Origin of the sequence: Pseudonocardia hydrocarbonoxydans, from assembly GCF_006539565.1 — a bacterium.
Lineage (GTDB): Bacteria > Actinomycetota > Actinomycetes > Mycobacteriales > Pseudonocardiaceae > Pseudonocardia > Pseudonocardia hydrocarbonoxydans.
Map to the genome: position 1 here is coordinate 81,390 of NZ_BJNG01000001.1, position 19,126 is coordinate 100,515.

At 74.6% G+C, this 19,126-nt stretch carries 15 protein-coding genes and 1 pseudogene; 11 read left to right on the forward strand and 5 right to left on the reverse strand.

Annotated elements, in window-relative coordinates:
- Positions 1 to 19 precede the first annotated feature (19 nt).
- The 5 genes from yajC to PHY01_RS00405 all read left to right on the forward strand — a co-directional run bounded on the left by yajC (position 20) and on the right by PHY01_RS00405 (position 6,391).
- Positions 20 to 358, forward strand: coding sequence for a preprotein translocase subunit YajC (gene yajC, locus PHY01_RS00385; RefSeq protein WP_141276152.1), 339 nt, complete (start codon positions 20 to 22; stop codon positions 356 to 358).
- A gap of 64 nt (positions 359 to 422) precedes the next feature.
- Positions 423 to 2,204: a protein translocase subunit SecD gene (gene secD / locus PHY01_RS00390; RefSeq protein WP_141276153.1), complete on the forward strand. Its 1,782-nt coding sequence runs from the start codon at positions 423 to 425 to the stop codon at positions 2,202 to 2,204.
- A gap of 1 nt (position 2,205) precedes the next feature.
- The gene (secF, locus tag PHY01_RS00395) at positions 2,206 to 3,390 is read left to right on the forward strand and encodes a protein translocase subunit SecF (protein WP_141276154.1); all 1,185 of its coding nucleotides are present in this window, start codon (positions 2,206 to 2,208) and stop codon (positions 3,388 to 3,390) included.
- Complete coding sequence (locus PHY01_RS00400) at positions 3,387 to 3,935, forward strand: adenine phosphoribosyltransferase (RefSeq protein WP_246085583.1); 549 nt, start codon at positions 3,387 to 3,389, stop codon at positions 3,933 to 3,935. Before secF ends, PHY01_RS00400 begins: the two co-directional genes overlap by 4 nt.
- 242 nt (positions 3,936 to 4,177) lie before the next feature.
- Positions 4,178 to 6,391 (forward strand): RelA/SpoT family protein, encoded by a 2,214-nt coding sequence (locus PHY01_RS00405; RefSeq protein WP_174824065.1) that lies wholly within the window; start codon positions 4,178 to 4,180, stop codon positions 6,389 to 6,391.
- A 10-nt stretch (positions 6,392 to 6,401) separates the two neighbouring features.
- Here the strand turns inward: PHY01_RS00405 and PHY01_RS00410 are convergent, their stop codons facing one another.
- Positions 6,402 to 6,998 carry a DUF4232 domain-containing protein gene (locus tag PHY01_RS00410; RefSeq protein WP_141276156.1) on the reverse strand — a complete coding sequence of 199 codons (597 nt, stop codon included), beginning with the start codon at positions 6,996 to 6,998 and terminating at the stop codon, positions 6,402 to 6,404.
- Between the two features lie 177 nt (positions 6,999 to 7,175).
- Positions 7,176 to 7,979 carry a peptidylprolyl isomerase gene (locus PHY01_RS00415; RefSeq protein ID WP_141276157.1) on the reverse strand — a complete coding sequence of 268 codons (804 nt, stop codon included), beginning with the start codon at positions 7,977 to 7,979 and terminating at the stop codon, positions 7,176 to 7,178.
- Positions 7,980 to 8,046: 67 nt separating this feature from the next.
- On the opposite strand from PHY01_RS00415, the gene PHY01_RS00420 reads away from it, so the two are divergent.
- Genes PHY01_RS00420 through PHY01_RS00430 form a run of 3 tightly spaced genes read left to right on the forward strand, consistent with a single transcriptional unit; the run spans position 8,047 to position 10,527 of the window.
- On the forward strand, positions 8,047 to 8,742 hold the full coding sequence (locus PHY01_RS00420; RefSeq protein WP_141276158.1) for an MBL fold metallo-hydrolase: 696 nt from the start codon (positions 8,047 to 8,049) through the stop codon (positions 8,740 to 8,742).
- Positions 8,739 to 10,004: a histidine--tRNA ligase gene (hisS, locus tag PHY01_RS00425; protein ID WP_141276159.1), complete on the forward strand. Its 1,266-nt coding sequence runs from the start codon at positions 8,739 to 8,741 to the stop codon at positions 10,002 to 10,004. The genes PHY01_RS00420 and hisS overlap by 4 nt, the downstream gene beginning before the upstream one ends.
- The gene (locus PHY01_RS00430) at positions 9,997 to 10,527 is read left to right on the forward strand and encodes a class I SAM-dependent methyltransferase (RefSeq protein ID WP_246085584.1); all 531 of its coding nucleotides are present in this window, start codon (positions 9,997 to 9,999) and stop codon (positions 10,525 to 10,527) included. Before hisS ends, PHY01_RS00430 begins: the two co-directional genes overlap by 8 nt.
- 15 nt (positions 10,528 to 10,542) lie before the next feature.
- Here the strand turns inward: PHY01_RS00430 and PHY01_RS00435 are convergent, their stop codons facing one another.
- From PHY01_RS00435 to PHY01_RS00445, 3 genes and pseudogenes are all read right to left on the reverse strand, one after another.
- On the reverse strand, positions 10,543 to 11,667 hold the full coding sequence (locus tag PHY01_RS00435; RefSeq protein WP_141276288.1) for a YibE/F family protein: 1,125 nt from the start codon (positions 11,665 to 11,667) through the stop codon (positions 10,543 to 10,545).
- Positions 11,668 to 12,041: 374 nt separating this feature from the next.
- Positions 12,042 to 13,425, reverse strand: a pseudogene (locus tag PHY01_RS00440) (GntP family permease); the annotation flags it as partial.
- Complete coding sequence (locus PHY01_RS00445; RefSeq protein WP_141276160.1) at positions 13,425 to 13,997, reverse strand: gluconokinase; 573 nt, start codon at positions 13,995 to 13,997, stop codon at positions 13,425 to 13,427. The pseudogene PHY01_RS00440 and the gene PHY01_RS00445, both read right to left, overlap by 1 nt.
- Positions 13,998 to 14,264: 267 nt before the next feature.
- Between PHY01_RS00445 and PHY01_RS26805 the strand changes: the two genes are divergently transcribed.
- From PHY01_RS26805 to PHY01_RS00460, 3 genes are all read left to right on the forward strand, one after another.
- Positions 14,265 to 16,274, forward strand: a complete 2,010-nt coding sequence (locus PHY01_RS26805; RefSeq protein ID WP_141276161.1) for an intein-containing Rv2578c family radical SAM protein — start codon at positions 14,265 to 14,267, stop codon at positions 16,272 to 16,274.
- A gap of 90 nt (positions 16,275 to 16,364) precedes the next feature.
- Complete coding sequence (aspS, locus tag PHY01_RS00455; RefSeq protein WP_141276162.1) at positions 16,365 to 18,176, forward strand: aspartate--tRNA ligase; 1,812 nt, start codon at positions 16,365 to 16,367, stop codon at positions 18,174 to 18,176.
- Positions 18,177 to 18,182: 6 nt separating this feature from the next.
- Positions 18,183 to 19,124 (forward strand): DUF389 domain-containing protein, encoded by a 942-nt coding sequence (locus PHY01_RS00460; RefSeq protein ID WP_141276163.1) that lies wholly within the window; start codon positions 18,183 to 18,185, stop codon positions 19,122 to 19,124.
- Positions 19,125 to 19,126 lie beyond the last annotated feature (2 nt).

Below are 19,126 nucleotides of genomic sequence, written 5' to 3' on the forward strand. Positions count from 1 at the left end.
GTGCGGAGATACGGAGACCATGGACCTCTCGCTGCTGTTCCCCCTGTTCATCCTGCTGCTGTTCATCCCGATCTTCCTGTCGGGGCGCAAGCAGCGCCGGCAGATGGCGGAGATGCAGCAGATGCAGTCCGAGCTGGCCGTCGGCGACATCGTCGTGACCACCTCGGGGCTGCGCGCCACCGTGGTCGACGCCTCCTACGAGGAGACCGTCGACCTGGAGATCGCCGACGACGTCGTCACCACCTGGGTGCGGGCCGCGGTCCGGGAGAAGGTCGTGGCCCCGGACGAGCCGGGCACCGACGAGGCGCCGCCGTCGCTGGTCAAGGACAACGACGCCAACGGCGCCACCCAGAACTGAGCGCGCCGAGCTGAAAACCCCGCCGCGGCCCCGTGGTCGCGGCGTGACGTCAGGAAGAGACACCGTGGCCACCACCCCGGGGCAGATCCGCCCCTGGCGCTATCTCGCGTCGTTCGTCGGCGTCATCGCCGTCCTGTACTCGCTGGTCTTCTTCACCGGTGACGGGAACCTCACCCCGAAGCTGGGCATCGACCTGCAGGGCGGCACCCGCGTCACGCTGGAGGCCCGCACCGAGACCGGCGCCCAGGCCCCGCGCGACCAGCTGCTCCAGGCGCAGGCGATCATCCAGCAGCGCGTCGACGGGCTGGGTGTCGGCGGCTCGGAGGTCGTGCTCGACGGCAACAACCTGACGATCACCGTCCCCGGCGACGACGGCGAGCAGGCCCGGTCGCTGGGCCAGACCGCCCAGCTGCGGATCCGCGAGGTCGTCGGCGGGCCGGTCCCGGCCACGGCCGCCCCGGCCGCCCCCGCCGACCCGGCGGCCCCGGCCGATCCCGCCGCGCCGGAGGAGGCCGCGCCCGCCGACCCGGCCGCCCCCGCCGACCCGGCCGCACCCGCGGAGACGCCGCAGGGTGCCGGGCCGCCGGTCGTCGAGACCGACGTGGCGCCGGTGGCGCAGACCACGCCGCTCACGACCCCCACCCCCGAGCCCGCACCGGAGCCGGCCCCGTCCGATGCGGTCCCGGACGCCCCGGCCGATCCGGAGCTGGCCGCCGCGATCGAGCAGGCCCGGGCGCTGCGCCAGGCCCCGGAGCTGGTCGACCCCGACCCCGCGATCTCCCAGCCGGCCCAGGCGGCCGCGTTCGCCGCGCTGGACTGCGCCGCGAACGACCCGCTGCAGGGCTACGACGACCCGGCGCTTCCCCTGGTGGCCTGCGACGTCGAGGGCACCGCGAAGTACCTGCTGGCCCCCGCGCTGCTGGAGGGCACCGAGATCGCCGGGGCCCAGGCCCAGCCGGCGGAGGGCGGCATCGGCACGGTCGTGAACGTCCAGTTCACCAGCAGCGGCGCGGCGATCTGGGGCGAGTACACGGCAGCCAACATCGGCCGGAACGCGGCGTTCGTGCTCGACGGCGAGGTCGTCTCGGCGCCCACCATCAACTCGGCGATCTACGGCGACACGCGGATCGAGGGTCAGTTCACCCCGGAGGAGGCCCAGGAGCTCGCGGGCATCCTGCGCTACGGCTCGCTGCCGCTGTCGTTCACCTCGTCGGAGGCGCAGACGGTGTCGGCCACCCTGGGGCTCGCCTCGCTACAGGCGGGCCTGATCGCCGGCGGCGTCGGGCTGCTGCTGGTGTTCCTGTACTGCCTGGTCTACTACCGCGTCCTGGGGCTGCTGACGATCCTGTCGCTGATCCTGTCCGGGGCCGTCGTCTACGCGGTGCTGGTGCTGCTCGGGCGCTGGATCGGGTTCACCCTCGACCTCGCGGGCGTCGCCGGGTTCATCGTGGCCATCGGCATCACCGCCGACTCGTTCGTGATCTTCTTCGAACGGTTGAAGGACGAGATGCGGGAGGGCCGCACGTTCCGCTCGTCGGTGCCCCGGGCGTGGGTGCGGGCACGCCGCACGATCCTGGCCGCCGACGCCGTCAGCTTCCTGGCCTCGGTGGTGCTCTACGTGCTCGCGGTCGGACAGGTGAAGGGCTTCGCGTTCACCCTCGGCCTCTCGACGGTGCTCGACCTGGTCGTGGTGTTCCTGGTGACGCACCCGCTGGTGGCGCTGGCGTCGAACAACAAGGTGTTCGGCAGCTCGCGGTGGTCCGGCCTCGGGTCGGCCGCCCGGATGGGCGCCGAACGCAAGAAGGCCGTGGCCGGGCGCCCCGTATCGACCTCGAAGGGGGCCTGACATGACCGGCAGCGTGTTCTCCCGGCTCTACACCGGCACCGGCGCGTTCGACGTCGTCGGCCGCCGGAGGACGTGGTACGTCGCGTTCGGCGTGCTGATGCTGGTGTGCGTGCTCTCGATCGTGCTGCGCGGCTTCAACCTGGGCATCGACTTCACCGGCGGCACCCAGATCCAGTTCCCGACGGCGGCCACCAGCACACCCGTCGAGGTGGAGGCCGTCCGCGCCGTGTACGAGCAGGCCATCGGCGAGGAGCCGGCAACCGTGCAGGTCGCCGGGACCGGCGCCGCCCAGTCGGTGCAGATCCGGTCCGAGACGCTCGACCCGGCCCAGCTGGTGACGCTCAAGCAGGCCCTGTTCGACACGTTCGGCCCCGCCGGGCCGGACGGCGTGCCGAGCCCGGCCGCGATCAGCGACAGCGCCGTCAGCGGCAGCTGGGGCGACCAGATCACCCGCCAGGCGCTCATCGCGCTCGTGGTGTTCCTGGTGCTGGTCACGCTGTTCCTGGCGTTCTACTTCGAGCGGTCCATGGCGATCGCCGCGCTCGTCGCGCTGGTGCACGACGTCGTCGTCACCGCGGGCATCTACTCGATCGTCGGTTTCGAGGTCACCCCGTCCACGGTGATCGGCCTGCTGACGATCCTGGGCTTCTCGCTCTACGACACCGTCGTGGTGTTCGACAAGGTCAAGGAGAACACCCGCGGCCTGCTCGCCCTCTCGCGGCGCACCTACGCCGAGGCGGCCAACCTCGCGCTCAACCAGACGCTGATGCGGTCGATCAACACCTCGCTGATCGCGGTGCTGCCGGTGATCGGGCTGCTGGTGATCGGCGTCGGCCTGCTGGGTGTCGGCACCCTCGCCGACCTGGCGCTGGTGCAGATGGTCGGCATCCTCGCCGGCGCGGTGTCGTCGCTGCTGCTGGCCACGCCGCTGCTCGTCGACCTCAAGCTGCGCGACCCGAAGGTGCGGGACCAGGCGGAGCGGGTGCGGAAGCGGCGCCTGCACGCCGCCGCGCCCGCGGGCGGCGACCCGGACGCCGACCCCGACCTCACCGACGACGCGACGCTGGCCACCGAGCTGCGCCGGGAGAAGGCCCTCACCGCGGCGTCCGGGGTGCCCGCGCGCGCCCGCCCGGCCGGCACCGCCCGGCCGCAGGCCAACCGGCCCACCGGTCGGCGGCGGAAGTGACCGTCGCCGATCCCGAGCTCGACGAGGACGGCTCGCTGACCCACGTCGTCGGGTTGGTCCGGGACGTGCCCGACTTCCCCGGCCCGGGGATCCTGTTCAAGGACCTCACCCCGGTGTTCGCCGACGCGCGCGCGTTCACCACGGTCGCCACCGAGCTGGCGGCCTGCGTGGGCGACGCCGACGTCGTGGCCGGGATCGAGGCGCGCGGTTTCCTGCTCGGGGCCGCGGTGGCGCTGGTCGCGGGGTTGGGGGTGGTCCCGGTGCGCAAGGCGGGCAAGCTGCCGCGCGTGGCCGGGTCGCGCACCTACGACCTGGAGTACGGCACGGCCACCCTGGAGCTGCCCGCGGAGACCGTGTCGCCCGGGGCGCGCGTCTTCGTCGTCGACGACGTGCTGGCCACCGGCGGCACCGCGGCCGCGACCGCGGCGCTGCTGGCCGACGCGGGCGCCGAGGTGGTCGGGTTCGGGGCGTTGCTGGAGCTCACCGCGCTGTCCGGGCGCCAGGCGCTGGCCCCGCTGCCGGTGCACGCGTTGCTGCACGCCTGAAGCGACTATCCTCACCGGGGTGACCGAGCCCGCGAGGGCACCGCGCACTGTTTGCGAGGAGTGGGTGTGACCGAGCCTGCGAGGGCACGGTCGGGCACAGCACCGGCGGGCACGCCGGCGACGAGCGTCAGCGAGGAGTGGGTGTGACCGAAGTCCAGCCGGCGGCACCCCCGGTCCCCAGCCCGGACGGACCCGCCAAGCCCTCGGCCACGCGCCGTGTCCGGGCGCGGATCGCGCGCCGGATGACACCCCAGCGCGTGGCGGTGGTGGCGCCGGTGCTGGAGCCGCTGGCCAGCGTGCACCGCGCCGTGCACCCCAAGGCCGACCTCGCGCTGCTGCAGCGCGCCTTCGACGTCGCCGAGGCCAAGCACGAGGGCCAGAAGCGCAAGTCGGGCGACCCCTACATCACCCACCCGCTCGCCGTCTCCACGATCCTGGCCGAGCTGGGCATGGACACCACCACGCTGGTCGCGGCGCTGCTGCACGACACCGTGGAGGACACCGACTACTCGCTGGAACGGCTGCGGGCCGACTTCGGCGACGAGGTCACCCAGCTCGTCGACGGCGTCACCAAGCTCGACAAGGTCGAGTACGGCAACGCGGCCGAGGCCGAGACGATCCGCAAGATGATCGTCGCGATGGCCCGCGACCCCCGCGTGCTGGTGATCAAGCTGTCGGACCGGCTGCACAACATGCGCACGATGCGGTTCCTGCCGCCGGAGAAGCAGGCGAAGAAGGCGCGGGAGACCCTGGAGGTCTTCGCCCCGCTGGCGCACCGGCTCGGGATGGCCACGGTCAAGTGGGAGCTGGAGGACCTGTCCTTCGCGATCCTGCACCCGAAGAAGTACTCGGAGATCGTGCGGCTGGTCGCCACCCGCGCGCCCTCGCGCGACACCTACCTCAAGCAGGTCATCGACGAGATCACCGCGCAGCTCGACTCCGCGCGCATCGCGGCCACCGTGGAGGGCCGGCCGAAGCACTACTGGTCGATCTACCGCAAGATGATCGTCAAGGGTCGCGACTTCGACGACATCCACGACCTCGTCGGCGTGCGCGTGATGGTCGACGACGTGCGCGACTGCTACGCCGCGATGGGCATGGTGCACGCGCTGTGGCAGCCGATGCCGGGCCGGTTCAAGGACTACATCGCCCAGCCGCGCTTCGGGGTGTACCAGTCGCTGCACACCACCGTCATCGGGCCGGACGGCAAGCCGCTGGAGTGCCAGATCCGCACCGCGGAGATGCACCGCACCGCCGAGTACGGCATCGCGGCGCACTGGCGGTACAAGGAGTCCAAGGGCGCCGTCGGGTCTACGGTCGAGGTCGACGACATGTCCTGGATGCGCCAGCTGCTGGACTGGCAGCGGGAGGCGGCCGACCCCGGTGACTTCCTGGAGTCGCTGCGCTTCGACCTGGGCACCAAGGAGATCTTCGTCTTCACGCCCAAGGGCGACGTGCTGACGCTCCCGCTCGGCTCCACCCCCGTCGACCTCGCCTACGCCGTGCACACCGAGGTGGGCAACCGCTGCATCGGCTCGCGCGTCAACGGCCGGCTGGTGGCGCTGGAGCGCAAGCTCGAGTCCGGCGACGTCGTGGAGATCTTCACCTCCAAGGCCGAGGGGGCGGGCCCCTCGCGCGACTGGCTGGCCTTCGCCGCATCCCCGCGGGCCCGCACGAAGATCAAGCAGTGGTTCGCCAAGGAGCGCCGCGAGGAGGCGATCGAGGGCGGCAAGGAGGCCATCACCCGCGAGGCCCGCCGCACCGGGGTGCCGCTGCAGCGGCTGGTCTCCGCCGACGCGATGGCCGCCCTGTCGCGCGAGCTGCACTTCCCGGACCTCTCCGGGCTCTACGCCGCGGTCGGGGAGGGCCACGCCAGCGCCCGGCACGTCGTGCAGCGGCTCGTCGCGTTGCTGGGCGGGATGGAGGACGCCGAGGAGGAGCTGGCCGAGCGCGCCACCCCGTCGACGATCCGGACGCGCCGTGCCACCGGTGACGCCGGGGTGGTCGTGCGCGGCGACTCCGCCGACCTGGCCGACCTCTACACCAAGCTCGCCCGCTGCTGCACACCCGTGCCCGGCGACGAGATCCTCGGGTTCGTCACCCGCGGCGGGGGCATCTCGGTGCACCGCACCGACTGCACCAACGCCACCGAGCTGCAGAGCCGCTCGGAGCGGATCGTCGACGTCGCGTGGTCGGTCTCGGCGGGCTCGGTGTTCCTCGTCGCGATCCAGGCCGAGGCGCTCGACCGCCACCGGCTGCTCTCCGACATCACCAAGGTGCTGGCCGACGAGAAGGTCAACATCCTCTCGGCGTCGGTGACGACCTCGCGCGACCGCGTCGCGGTGTCGCGGTTCAGCTTCGAGATGGCCGACCCCAAGCACCTCGGGCACGTGCTGAAGGTGGTGCGCAACGTCGAGGGGGTCTACGACGTGTACCGGGTGACGTCGGCGGGCTGAGCCGCCCCGTTCAGGACCCGGCCAGCGGCCCGACGTAGGTCCCGGGCCGGGTGGCGCCGTCCTGGCGCAGCACCGGGTCGCCGTTCCACGGCACGGTGAGCTGCGCGGTGTCGCCGGGCGGGGTCGTCACGAGCTCGGTGGGCACCCAGCCGGTGGAGCCCAGGGTGCCGACGGAGCCGGGGGAGTCGGTGAGGTAGGTGAGCACCGCGACGGCCGCCGCCCCCGGTTCGAGCGTCACGGTCGTACCGTCGGGTTCCTGGCGCACCACCGAGTAGCTGGGGCCGTTGGGGTCCTCGGGACCGCGCAGGTCGACGCCGGGCACCCCGGTCGCCTCGCAGGCCCGGTCGGAGACGTTGGTGTAGACGACCGGCACCGTCCGCTGCCCCTCGCCGGTGGCCTCGCCCAGGGCGACCCGCAGGTCGGCGGCGACGCAGCGGGCGGCCTGCGTCGCGTCGGCCGTGGCGCGGGCGGTGGAGGTCGATGCCGACGTCGGTGCCGACGGGGTGCCGGACGCCGCGGCGGGGTCCGGGCTCCGGTCCGCGGAGCCGCAGCCGGCGAGCGCCAGGAGCAGCAGGGGGGCGAGTACGGCGGTCCGCTTGACGATCATGGCTGCACGGTAGTGCCGGCCGTCGGGACGGTCCGGCGGTGGCCGCCGCACGTTCAGGTGTTCCGTCCGCGGTCCCGAGCCGGCGACACCGGAGCCGGGGCGCCACCGGGCGCAGTCATGATCGTCAGGACCGGGACGTGAGCGCCACCGGTGGCGGCCGTGTCCCGATCTCGCCGATCACGAGGCGGCGGCCGTCTCGATGGTCGTCGGGATCAGCGGTGCGCCGTCACCTGGGCCGTTGGACCCGTCGTTGCCACCGGCCGCGATCGCGTCCAGGGTGGCGAGCCCCTCGTCCCCGATGGAGCCGAACACCGTGTACTCGGGGGGGAGCACCGAGTCGGCGTAGACCAGGAAGAACTGGCTGCCGGCCGAGTCCGGCGCCGCCGTCTTCGCCATCGCGACGGTGCCGCGCGGGTAGGTCACGCCGCCACCGGACGGGTCGGGGCTGAGCCCGGTGGGCGGCTCGTCGTTGACGGTGTAGCCCGGCCCGCCGGAGCCTGTGCCCGTCGGATCCCCGCACTGCAGGACGCTGAGCGACCCCCCGCCGGTGAGGCGGTGACACGGCGTGCCGTCGTAGTAGCCGGCGGTCGTCAGGCTGAGGAAGTTCTCGACGGCGCACGGGCCCTGCGCACGGTCGAGGGTCAGCGGGACGGCGCCCTGGTCGGTCTGCAGCGTCACCGCGGCGGTGCCCGAGGTCGGGGCGGAGGTGATCGTCGGCACCGGGGCGGGCTTCGCCGCGGCGTCACCGGGCACGAACGCGCAGTCGCCGAGTGTCGCGGTCGGCGCGGCGGCCTCGGGGGTGGTCTCCTCGCCCCCGGACAGCGTGGTGAACAGCACGATCCCGACCACCACCACGACCACCACGGCCACCGAGGTGACGACGGCGACGCGCTGGCGCCGCTTCGCCTGCTGCGCCCGCCGCTCCTGCCGGCGTTCGAGCTTCCGCTTGGCCGCCTCGCGCCGCATCTGGTTGGTCGCCACCGTGTACCTCCGGGTCCGCCGATCGGCCGCCACGATATCCAGCGGCGCCGGGCTCTAGGCTGGTCGGGTGCTCGTCGCCGGATTCCCCGCAGGTTCGTTCCAGACCAACTGCTACGTGGTGGCCCAGGGTCCGGGGGAGGCGTGCGTCGTGGTCGATCCCGGCCAGGACGCCGTGGAGCCCCTCGACGCCCTGCTCGCCGAGCACCGCCTGACCCCGGTGGCGGTGCTGCTCACCCACGGGCACTTCGACCACACCTTCAGCGTCACCCCGGTCTGCGACGGCCACGACATCGCGGCCTGGATCCACCCCGAGGACCGCGAGATGCTCGCCGACCCGATGAAGGGCCTGTCGACGGAGTCGGCGGCGTTCTTCGGCGGGCGGCTGGAGATGCGGGAGCCGCGCTCGGTGGAGGAGATGACCGACGGCGCCACGCTGGATCTCGCCGGGCTCACGCTGCGCGTCGACCACACCCCGGGCCACACCCGCGGCTCGGTGATCTTCACCCCGACCTCGGCCGCCGACGGGGGGCAGGGCACCGAGGTGATCATCGCCGGCGACACGCTGTTCGCCGGGTCGATCGGGCGCACCGACCTCCCCGGCGGCGACCACGGCCAGATGCTGGCCAGCCTGCGCGACAAGCTGCTCACCCGCTCCGACGACGCGCTGGTGCTGCCCGGGCACGGCGCCACCACGACGATCGGGCGCGAGCGGGCGTCCAACCCGTTCCTGCAGGGTCTCCCGGTCCCGGGGCGTGGCCTGTGAGCGCCTCGTTCGCCGCACCCAAGGGCATCCCGGAGTACACCCCGCCCGAGTCCGCGGCGTTCGCCTGCGTCCGCGACACCCTCGTCGCGGCCGCCACGCGCGCCGGCTACGGGCTGCTGGAGCTGCCGGTCTTCGAGGACACCGGGCTCTACGCGCGCGGGGTCGGCGAGTCGACCGACGTCGTCAGCAAGGAGATGTACACCTTCGCCGACCGCGGGGAGCGCTCGGTGACGCTGCGCCCCGAGGGCACGGCGGGCGTCGTCCGGTCGGTGATCGAGCACGGGCTCGACCGCGTCGGGCTGCCGGTCAAGGTCCACTACGCGGGCCCGTTCTTCCGCTACGAGCGCCCGCAGGCCGGCCGCTACCGCCAGCTCCAGCAGGTGGGCGTCGAGGCGATCGGCGTCGACGACCCGGCCCTGGACGCCGAGGTCATCGCCGTCGCCGACGAGGGCTACAAGGCGCTGGGCCTGCGCGGCTACCGCCTGGAGCTGACCTCGCTGGGCGACGACGAGTGCCGCCCGGCCTACCGCGACCTGCTCACCGACTTCCTGTCGCGCCTGGACCTCGACGAGGCCACCCGCGAGCGGGCCCGGGTCAACCCGCTGCGGGTGCTCGACGACAAGCGCCCCGAGGTCCGCGCGCTCACGGCCGACGCGCCGCTGCTGCTGCACCACCTCTCGCCCGCGGCGAAGGACCACCACGCCGCGGTCAAGGAGCACCTCGACGACCTCGGCATCGCCTACGTGGAGAACCCGCGGATGGTGCGCGGCCTGGACTACTACACCAAGACGACCTTCGAGTTCGTCCACGACGGGCTCGGGGCGCAGTCCGGGATCGGCGGCGGCGGGCGCTACGACGGGCTGATGGCCACGCTCGGCGGGCAGCCGCTGTCGGGCGTCGGGTTCGGGATCGGCGTCGACCGCACCCTGCTGGCCTGCCGCGCCGAGGGCGTCACGCCCTGGACGGACGCGCGCGTCGAGGTGTTCGGGGTGCCGCTGGGCGACGCCGCGAAGCGCCGGCTCGTCGTGCTCGCCGGGGCGCTGCGCCGGGCCGGGGTGCGCGTCGACCTGGCCTACGGCGGGCGCGGGCTCAAGGGCGCGATGAAGGCGGCCGACCGCTCCGGCGCCCGCTACGCCCTCGTGCTCGGCGACCGCGACCTCGACGCCGGCACCGTGGGCGTCAAGGAGCTGGGGTCGGGGGAGCAGCGGTCGGTGCCGCTGGACGCGGTCGTCGACGAGCTGGTCGCGCTGCTCGGTGGGTGACACGTCCCCGGACGCGGCCCGCTGGGACGCCCGGCACGCCGTCGCCGGGCCCGGCGTCCCGATGCCGCCCGGCGCACTGCGCGGGCGCGAGCACCTGCTGCCCGCCGGCGGCCGGGCGCTGGACGTCGCGTGCGGGCGGGGGGCGGTGGCCGCGTGGCTGGCCGGTCGCGGGTTCGCCGTCGACGCGGTCGACGTCTCGCCGGTGGGGCTGGCGGCGGGCGCCGCGCTCGCGCCGGACGTCACCTGGATCGAGCACGACCTGAGCACCGGGCTGCCGGTGTCGGGGCCCTACGACGTGGTGGTCTGCCAGCGCTACCGCGACCCGGCGCTCTACCCGGCGCTGGCCGCCGTGCTGGCTCCCGGTGGGCTGCTGGTGCTCACCGTGCTGTCGTCGGTGGGCGACTCCGGTGGCGCGTTCCGGGCCGCGCCGGGCGAGCTGGCGGCGGCGTTCCCCGACCTGGAGCAGCTCGTCCACGTCGAGGCCGACGGCGAGGCGACGCTGGTGGCCCGCCGGCCCGGGTGATCGTGACCGGCCCCGTCAGACGCGCAGGGCCTCCGGCGACTCCCGGCGCGCCACCACCGCGGCGAGCGCCGTGGTGATCGGCACCGACGCGACCAGCCCGATGCTCCCGACCAGCGTCCGCACGATCTCGGTGGCCACCGCCTGCGAGGTGGCGACGTCGCCCAGCGTCTGCCCGGACAGCGAGAACAGCAGCAGCAGCGGGAGCGAGGCGCCCGCGTAGGCGAGCACCAGGGTGTTGACGGCCGACGCGACGTGGTCGCGCCCGATCCGCATGGCCGCGGTGAACAGCCCGGCCGCGCTCATCCCCGGGTCGGCGCGCCGCAGCTCCCACACCGCGCTGGTCTGGGTGACCGTGACGTCGTCGAGGACGCCCAGCGCCCCGATGACGACCCCGGCGAGCAGCAGTCCGCGCGCGTCGACGCCGGTGCCGAGCGAGGCGATCAGGGTGGTGGTCTGCTCGTCCAGGCCGGTGAGCCGGGCGGCGACGGAGAACAGGGCGCCCAGCACCCCGATCAGGGCCAGGGACACCAGGGTGCCCAGCACGGCGGTGGACGTGCGCGCGGAGGGCCCGTGCGTCAGGTAGAGCACCGCGAACATGATCACGCAGGACCCGGTGACGGCGACGGCGAGCGGGTCGCGCCCGTCGAGGATCGCGGGCAGGACGAACCCCAGCAGCACCACGAAGCTCAGCACCAGCGCGCCGAGCGCGGCGAGGCCCCGCCAGCTCCCCAGCACCAGGACGGCGGCGGCGAACAGCACGGTGAGCCACACCAGCGCCCCGCTGCGCTGGAAGTCGACGACCTGGTAGGAGCCCGGATCGGTGGGGTCGCCGCCGGAGAAGCCCAGCACGACGTCGTCGCCGACCCCGAAGGTCGGGGTGCTGGGCTCGACCGGCACGACCTGCACGAGGTCGCGGCCGGGCAGCGGCCCGTCGGCCATCCGGACGACCAGCGCGACGCAGCCGCCCTCGCCCGAGCCGGGCGTGCAGTCCGTGGCCTGCGCCGCGGTGACCTCGGCGCGCACCGGGGTCTGCGCGGTGGCGGGCGGGGCCGTGGCGACCCCGTCCGGCCACAGCACCACCAGCCCGATCAGCGTGGCCAGCGCGCACGGCACCAGCAACGCCGCGATCAGCAGCCGCACCCGGCGGCCCGCGGGGGCGGTCGGGCCGCCGTGGGAGTGCCCGTGCCCGGTGACCGGCGCCCGCCGCCCGGCCCGGGCCCGCCGGGCCGCGGCGCGGCCCACCGCGGGGGACCCGGCCGCCGTGTCCGGGGCCGCGGAGGGGGGCGCGGACGTCGGCGGGTCGGCGGGGTCCGGGTCCGGCGCCGCCGGAGGACCGTCGACGCCGGGTACCGCGCGGATCGGCCCGGTCGGGGCGTCGGGATCGTGGGGTGGTCGCCGGGCGGACCCGCCGGGTTCGCGGGCCGCGCCGGCCGGAGGGGGAGCGCCGGGTACGGACACGGACCCATCCTGACCTGTGCGCCCCGCCACCGGGCGCCCGCCCCGGCGCTCTCGAGGACCAGGCTCGCCACGAACGCCAGCGCGAAGCCGACGAGACCGATCAGCGTCTCCATCACCGTCCAGGTCCGCAGCGTGGTGCGCACGTCCATCCCGAGGAACCGGCCCACCAGCCAGAACCCCGAGTCGTTGACGTGGGAGAGCACGGTCGACCCGGCCGCGATCGCGATGACGACCAGCGCGACGTCGATCCCGCTCAGCGCCTCCGCGGCCACGACCGGGGCGACCAGGCCCGCGGTCGTGGTGAGCGCGACGGTGGCCGAGCCCTGGGCGACGCGCAGCGCGGTGGCGATGAGGAACGCCGCGACGATCACCGGCAGACCGACGGCGTCGAGCGACTGCGCGAGCGCGTCGCCGATGCCGCTGGTCCGCAGCACGCCGCCGAACGCCCCACCGGCCCCGGTGATGAGGATGATGGCGCAGACCGGGCCGAGCGAGGAGTTGACGATCGACTCGGCCTCGGCCCGGCTGAACCGTTCCCGGCCCAGCACGACCAGCGCGACCAGCACGGTGATGAGCAGGGCGACCGGGGTCTGACCCAGCAGCCGCAGCGCGCCGACGGTGGTGGTGTCGCCGTCGACGACGCCGGCCGTCGCGAGGGTGTTGAGCCCGGTGTTGAGCAGGATCAGCACCAGCGGCAGCAGCAGCAGGGCCAGCACCGTGGAGAACCGCGGCGGCGCCGTGCGGACCTCCGTGCGGACGGCGCCCCCGGCGGGCCCGTCGGCGGAGAGCAGCTCGGGCACCGGCACGTCGTCGCGTCGCCCGCTCCACAGGCCGAACAGGTACGAGGCGACGTACCAGGTGGGCAGGCCGATGACCAGGCCGACGACGAGCACGAGACCGATGTCGGCCCCCAGGATCCCGGCCGCGCCGACCGGTCCCGGGTGCGGCGGCACGAACGCGTGCATGACGGCGAACGCCCCGGCCGAGGGCAGCGCGTAGGTCAGGACCGACCCGCCGAAGCGCCGCGCCACGCTGAAGATGATCGGCAGGAACACGACGAACCCGGCGTCGAAGAAGATCGGGAAGCCGAACAGCAGCGAGGCCACGCCAGCGCGAGCGGTGCGCGCCGCTCCCCGAAGCGCCCGACGAGCGTGTCGGCCAGCACCTGCGCCCCGCCGGTCACCTCCAGCAGCTTCCCGATCATGGCCCCCAGCCCGACCAGCAGCGCGACGCTGGCCAGGGTGGTGCCGAAGCCGTCGAGCAGGGCGGGAACGGCCTGGTCGACGGGGATGCCCGCGGCCAGCGCGGTGAGCAGCGTGACGCCGATCAGCGCGACGAAGGCAGCCGCAGCGCCATGATCAGCACGAGCAGCAGCGCGACCGCGCCCACGGCGATCAGCAGTAGCACGGCGGTGCCGTGCACGGGTACGAAGTCGTCCATCAGCGGGTCCCGTCCTCGGCGGTGTCGGTGTCGGTGTCGGCCCCGGTGTCGGGGCGCGGGTCGACGTCCAGGGCGGCGAGTGCGCGGGCCGCGACGTCACCGGGGCTCCCGGTGGTCTCGACGCGCACGCCCGGCTCGTCGTCCTGCAGCGGTTCGAGCGTCGCGAGCTGGCTGCCCAGCAGCGACGCCGGCATGTAGTGGCCCCGGCGGGCGGTCAGCCGCTCGGAGATCAGCGGCTCCGGGGCGAGCAGGTGGACGAAGCGCACGGACGGGTGGCCGTCGCGGAGCAGGTCGCGGTAGGACCGTTTCAGCGCCGAACAGGTGAGCACAGCGCCGGTCCCGGCCGCCTCCCGCTCCCCGATCCAGGCCGCGATCCGCCGCAGCCAGGGCCACCGGTCGTCGTCGTCGAGGGGGTGGCCGGCCGCCATCTTGGCCCGGTTGGCCTCGGGATGGAGGTCGTCCCCCTCGACGAAAACCCATCCCGTGCGCCGCACCAGCTCCGCGGCGACGGAGGTCTTGCCCACCCCCGACACCCCCATGACGACCACGGTGCGGACGGTGCTGTCGGACATACCTCGCAGCGTGCACCAGAGCCACCCGGCGCGCCGCGCGGGGGAGGTGGTGTCCGACGGCTCGGGTGGGCCCCGGCGCGCACGCTGTGGCCCGGCGCGCACCCTCGACGGTGCGCGTGCGGGGGCGCGGTGCGCGCCGGTCGGGCCGCGGGCGCGCGGCGCCACCCCGGCACCGGCCGTCCGGCGCGGGACGGGCTTGCGGTGGGATCGAACACATGTTCGAATAGCGGCATGCGGTGGAGCGGGCAGCAGGTGAGGGACGAGGGCGTGGGTCCGGCGGCGGTGCTGCCGGGGATGCGTGGGCTGCTCCGGTCGGTCCGGGTGCCGGAGTTCGCGGGCACGGTGTTCCACGAGGTGGAGGCGCGCTCGGCGCTCAACCGGGTGCCGGGCACGTCGCCGGTGCCGTTCCGGTGGACGGTCAACCCCTACCGGGGGTGCTCGCACGCGTGCGTCTACTGCCTCGCCGGTCCCACCCGGGTCCTGATGGCCGACGGGTCGACGCGGCCGATCGCGGAGCTGCGCGTCGGCGACGCGGTCGTGGGCACCGAGCGGGCCGGCGGGCGCCGCCGATACGTGCGCACCACCGTGCTGGCCCACTGGTCGACCGTCCGGCCCGCGGTGCGGCTGCGGCTCACCGGCGGCACCGAGATCGTCACGAGCGGCGAGCACCGGTTCCTCACCGGCTCCGGGTGGCGCCACGTCACCGGGGGCTGGTGCCGGTCCGGGCGCCGTCCCCGGCTGCGGGTCGGGGGCACGGTCCTCGGGCCGGGCCCGTTCGCCGCGCAGCAGGCCGGCCCGCCGACACCTGGCTACCGGCGCGGCTACCTGGCCGGGCTGGTCCGCGCCGACGGCCCCACCCCCGCCGAGCCCGACCGCTGCTTCCCGTCGGTGCACCTGGAGCTGGAGGCGCTGGGGCGGGCGCACCACTACCTGGCCGAGCTCGGGCGGGCGCCGCGCACCCGGGAGCCGGTCGCCGTCGGCGCCGTGGTCGACGGCCGCATCGCCCCTCCGCCGCGCCGCGCCGCCGGAGCGGGGATCGCTCCCGTCGCCGAGGTCGCCCGCTGGCCACGGGACGCGGGTGCCGACTGGTGCGCGGGGTTCCTCGCCGGGGTCGTCGACGCGCGGGGCTCGGTGTCGTGCGGTGAGCTGCGGGTCCGGCACTCCGACGAGGAGGTGGTCGGGCGCGTGGCCGGGGCGCTGCACCGGCTGGGCCTCGGGTTCGCGATGGAGTCGGCCGAGCGCGGGGAGCGGGTCGTGCGGCTCACCGGCGGGCCGGCGGCACTCGCGCGGTTCCTGCAGCTCACCGGCCCCGCGGTGGGGCGGCGACGGGACCTGTCGGGCGGCCCGGTCGGGGTCGCCGCCGAGGTGGTGGCGATCGAGCCCACGGGGCGCACCGAGCCCATGTTCGACATCACCACCGGCACCGGCGACTTCGTGGCCGAGGGGGTCGTGAGCCACAACTGCTTCGCGCGGGGCACCCACACCTACCTCGACCTCGACGCCGGGGCCGACTTCGACTCCCAGATCGTCGTCAAGGTCAACGTCGGCCGGGTCCTCGACCGCGAGCTGCGGCGCCCGCGATGGGCCCGCGAGCCGGTCGCGATGGGCACCAACACCGACCCCTACCAGCGCGCGGAGGGTCGCTACCGGCTGATGCCGGGCATCATCGACGCCCTGGCGCGGTCGGGCACCCCGCTGTCGTTGCTGACGAAGGGCACGGTGCTGGCCCGCGACCTGCCGCGCCTCGCCGCCGCCGCCCGCGACGTCCCCGTCGGGCTCGGCGTCTCCGTCGCGCTGCTCGACCGGGCCGTGCAGGCGGGGCTGGAACCCGGCACACCCTCCCCGCGGGCCCGCCTCGACCTGGTCCGCCGGATCACCGACGCCGGGCTCGCCTGCGGGGTGATGGTGGCGCCCGTGCTGCCCCTGCTCACCGACTCCGACGACGCGCTCGACGCCCTGTTCGGCCGGATCCGCGCGGCCGGCGCCACCGGGGTGAGCGTGCTGGCGCTGCACCTGCGCCCGGGGGCCCGTGAGTGGTTCCTCGCCTGGCTCTCGCGCGAGCACCCGGGGCTGGTGGAGCCCTACGCCCGGCTCTACCGGCGCGGGTCCTACGTCGACGCGGCGTACCGGCGGGGTCTGGCGGCCCGGGTCGCGCCGCTGCTGCGCCGGCACGGACTCACCGCGTCCACCGGCGTCGTGCGGGCGGGGCCCGACCCGTCCGAGCTGGCCCGCAGCGCGGTGCACGCCCCCGAGGCCGAACAGCTGAGCCTGCTGTGACGGGGCTCGCGCACCGGTCGCGCGGAGGTGACCGGAGGTAGGGGAAACCTGCTGGCCGGGCGCCGGGGGCCGCCGGATAGCCTCGACGCCGTGATGCGATCCCACCCCGCCGGCACGTTGCGCGCCGAGCACGCCGGACAGTCCGTGACCCTCGCCGGGTGGGTGGCCCGCCGCCGTGACCACGGCGGAGTGATCTTCGTCGACCTCCGCGACGCCTCCGGGTCGGCGCAGGTCGTGTTCCGCGAGGGCGAGATGGCCCGGCCGGAGTTCGCCCAGCGGGCCCACCGGCTGCGCTCGGAGTTCTGCGTGCAGGTCACCGGCGAGGTCGTCGTGCGCCCCGAGGGCAACGAGAACCCCGAGCTGCCCACCGGCGCCGTCGAGGTCACGGTCACCGACTTCACCGTGCTGTCGGAGTCGGCGCCCCTGCCCTTCCCGGTCGACGAGCACGCCGAGGTGGGCGAGGAGACCCGCCTGCGGCACCGCTACCTCGACCTGCGCCGCAGCGGACCGGCCGCGGCGATGCGCCTGCGCAGCTCCGTCAACAAGGCCGCCCGCGCGGTGCTCGACGCCCGCGAGTTCGTCGAGGTCGAGACCCCGACGCTGACCCGTTCCACCCCCGAGGGCGCGCGGGACTTCCTGGTCCCGGCCCGCCTGCGCCCGGGCAACTGGTACGCGCTGCCGCAGAGCCCACAGCTGTTCAAGCAGCTGCTGATGGTCGGCGGGCTGGAGCGCTACTACCAGATCGCCCGCTGCTACCGCGACGAGGACTTCCGCGCCGACCGCCAGCCGGAGTTCACCCAGCTCGACATCGAGATGAGCTTCGTCGAGCAGGACGACGTCATCGAGCTGGCCGAGGCGATCCTGGCCGCCCTGTGGGAGCTGATCGGGTACGAGATCCCGCGGCCCATCGCGCGGATGACCTACGCGGAGGCGATGCGCCGCTTCGGCTCGGACAAGCCCGACCTGCGCTTCGGCATCGAGCTCACCGAGATGACGGAGTACTTCGCCGACACGCAGTTCCGGGTCTTCCAGAACCCCTACGTCGGCGCGGTCGTCATGCCCGGGGGTGCCTCGCAGGCCCGCCGCGCGCTCGACGCCTGGCAGGACTGGGCCAAGCAGCGCGGCGCGCGGGGTCTGGCCTACGTGCTGATCGGCGAGGACGGCACCGTCGACGAGCGCGGCCCGGTGGTCAAGAACCTCTCCGAGGCCGAGCGCGAGGGGCTGGCGAAGGCCGTCGGCGCGGCGCCGGGGGACTGCATCTTCTTCGCCGCCGGGTCGGCCAAGGACGCCCGCGCGTTGCTGGGCGCGGCCCGCGGGGAGATCGCGCGGCGCACCGGGCTGCTCGACGAGTCGGCGTGGTCGTTCGTCTGGATCGTCGACGCCCCGATGTTCGAGTCCACCGCGGAGACCGACGACGTCGCCGTCGGCAGCGGCCAGTGGACCGCGCTGCACCACGCGTTCACCTCGCCCACCGCCGAGTGGATCGACACCTTCGAGTCCGACCCGGGCAACGCGCTGGCCTACGCCTACGACATCGTCTGCAACGGCAACGAGATCGGTGGCGGGTCCATCCGAATCCACCGCGCCGATGTGCAGAAGCGGGTCTTCGAGATCATGGGGCTGGGCGAGGAGGAGGCCCAGGAGAAGTTCGGCTTCCTGCTCGACGCGTTCGCGTTCGGCCCGCCCCCGCACGGCGGCATCGCGTTCGGCTGGGACCGGATCACCGCGCTGCTGGCCGGGGTCGACTCGATCCGTGAGGTCATCGCGTTCCCCAAGACCGGTGGCGGTTACGACCCGCTCACCGCCGCACCCGCCGCGATCACCCCGGAGCAGCGCAGGGAGGCCGGGGTGGACGCCAAGCCCGCCCGCCCCGCCGCGGCCCCCGCGCCCGACGCGCGGTAGCCCGCGGTGCAGCACCTGCGGGTCATCTCCCCGGCGGCGTCGACCGCCGCCGTCCGCGACCTGCTGGTCGCGGAGCCGGGGGCCACCCACGTCACGGTGCTGGCCGGGGCGGCGATCCAGCCGGCCGGGGACGTCGTCGAGGCCGACGTCACCCGCGAGGCGGTCGACTCCGTGCTCGACGGGCTGTGCGCCCTGGGCGTCGACCGCTCCGGCGGGGTGACCCTGGAGGCCATCGACACCACGCTGTCCGACGCCGCCGACACCGCCGAGGAGGTGGTGCCGGGCGACCCGCAGGACGCCGTCATCTGGGACGAGGTCGTGGCGCGCACCGGGGAGGACTCCCGGCTGTCGATCAGCTTCCAGATCTTCCTCACCGTCGCCTGCCTGCTCGCGGCGATCGGCGCGATCACGAACTCGCCGGTCACGGTGGTGGGCGCGATGGTGCTCGGCCCCGAGTTCGGGCCGCTGGCCGCCGTCGCCGTCGGCGTCGTCCTGCGGCGCGGCGACCTCGTCCGCCGGGGCGGGATCGCGCTCGCCGCAGGCTTCCCGCTCGCCATGGCCGTGACGGCCGTGGCCACGCTGGCGTTCGACGCGCTCGGCCTGCTCGACGCCACCACCCTCGACACCCTGGACCAGGTCGACTTCATCTACCAGGTCGGCTGGTTCTCCCTCATCGTCGCGCTGCTGGCCGGGGCCGCCGGGATGCTGGCCCTGACCTCGGCGAAGTCGGCGTCGCTGGTGGGCGTGTTCATCTCCGTCACCACCGTGCCCGCGGCCGCCTTCGCCAGCGTGGCGCTGGTCGAGGGTCGCTTCGCCGAGGCGGCGGGCTCGGTCACGCAGCTGGTCGTGAACCTCGTCGGGATCGTGCTCGCCGCGGTGGTGGTGCTGCTGCTGTCCCGCCGGGCCCGGGGGCGGCGCCACCGGCTGAGGCGGCTGTCCACGGGGTAGTG

Bases quoted from the DNA above. Each gene is read 5' to 3' on its own strand.
- PHY01_RS00445 (WP_141276160.1), bottom strand. From the start codon at position 13,997: ATGTCCGACAGCACCGTCCGCACCGTGGTCGTCATGGGGGTGTCGGGG.
- PHY01_RS00410 (WP_141276156.1), bottom strand. From the start codon at position 6,998: ATGATCGTCAAGCGGACCGCCGTACTCGCCCCCCTGCTGCTCCTGGCG.
- secF (WP_141276154.1), top strand. From the start codon at position 2,206: ATGACCGGCAGCGTGTTCTCCCGGCTCTACACCGGCACCGGCGCGTTC.
- PHY01_RS00405 (WP_174824065.1), top strand. From the start codon at position 4,178: ATGACACCCCAGCGCGTGGCGGTGGTGGCGCCGGTGCTGGAGCCGCTG.
- yajC (WP_141276152.1), top strand. From the start codon at position 20: ATGGACCTCTCGCTGCTGTTCCCCCTGTTCATCCTGCTGCTGTTCATC.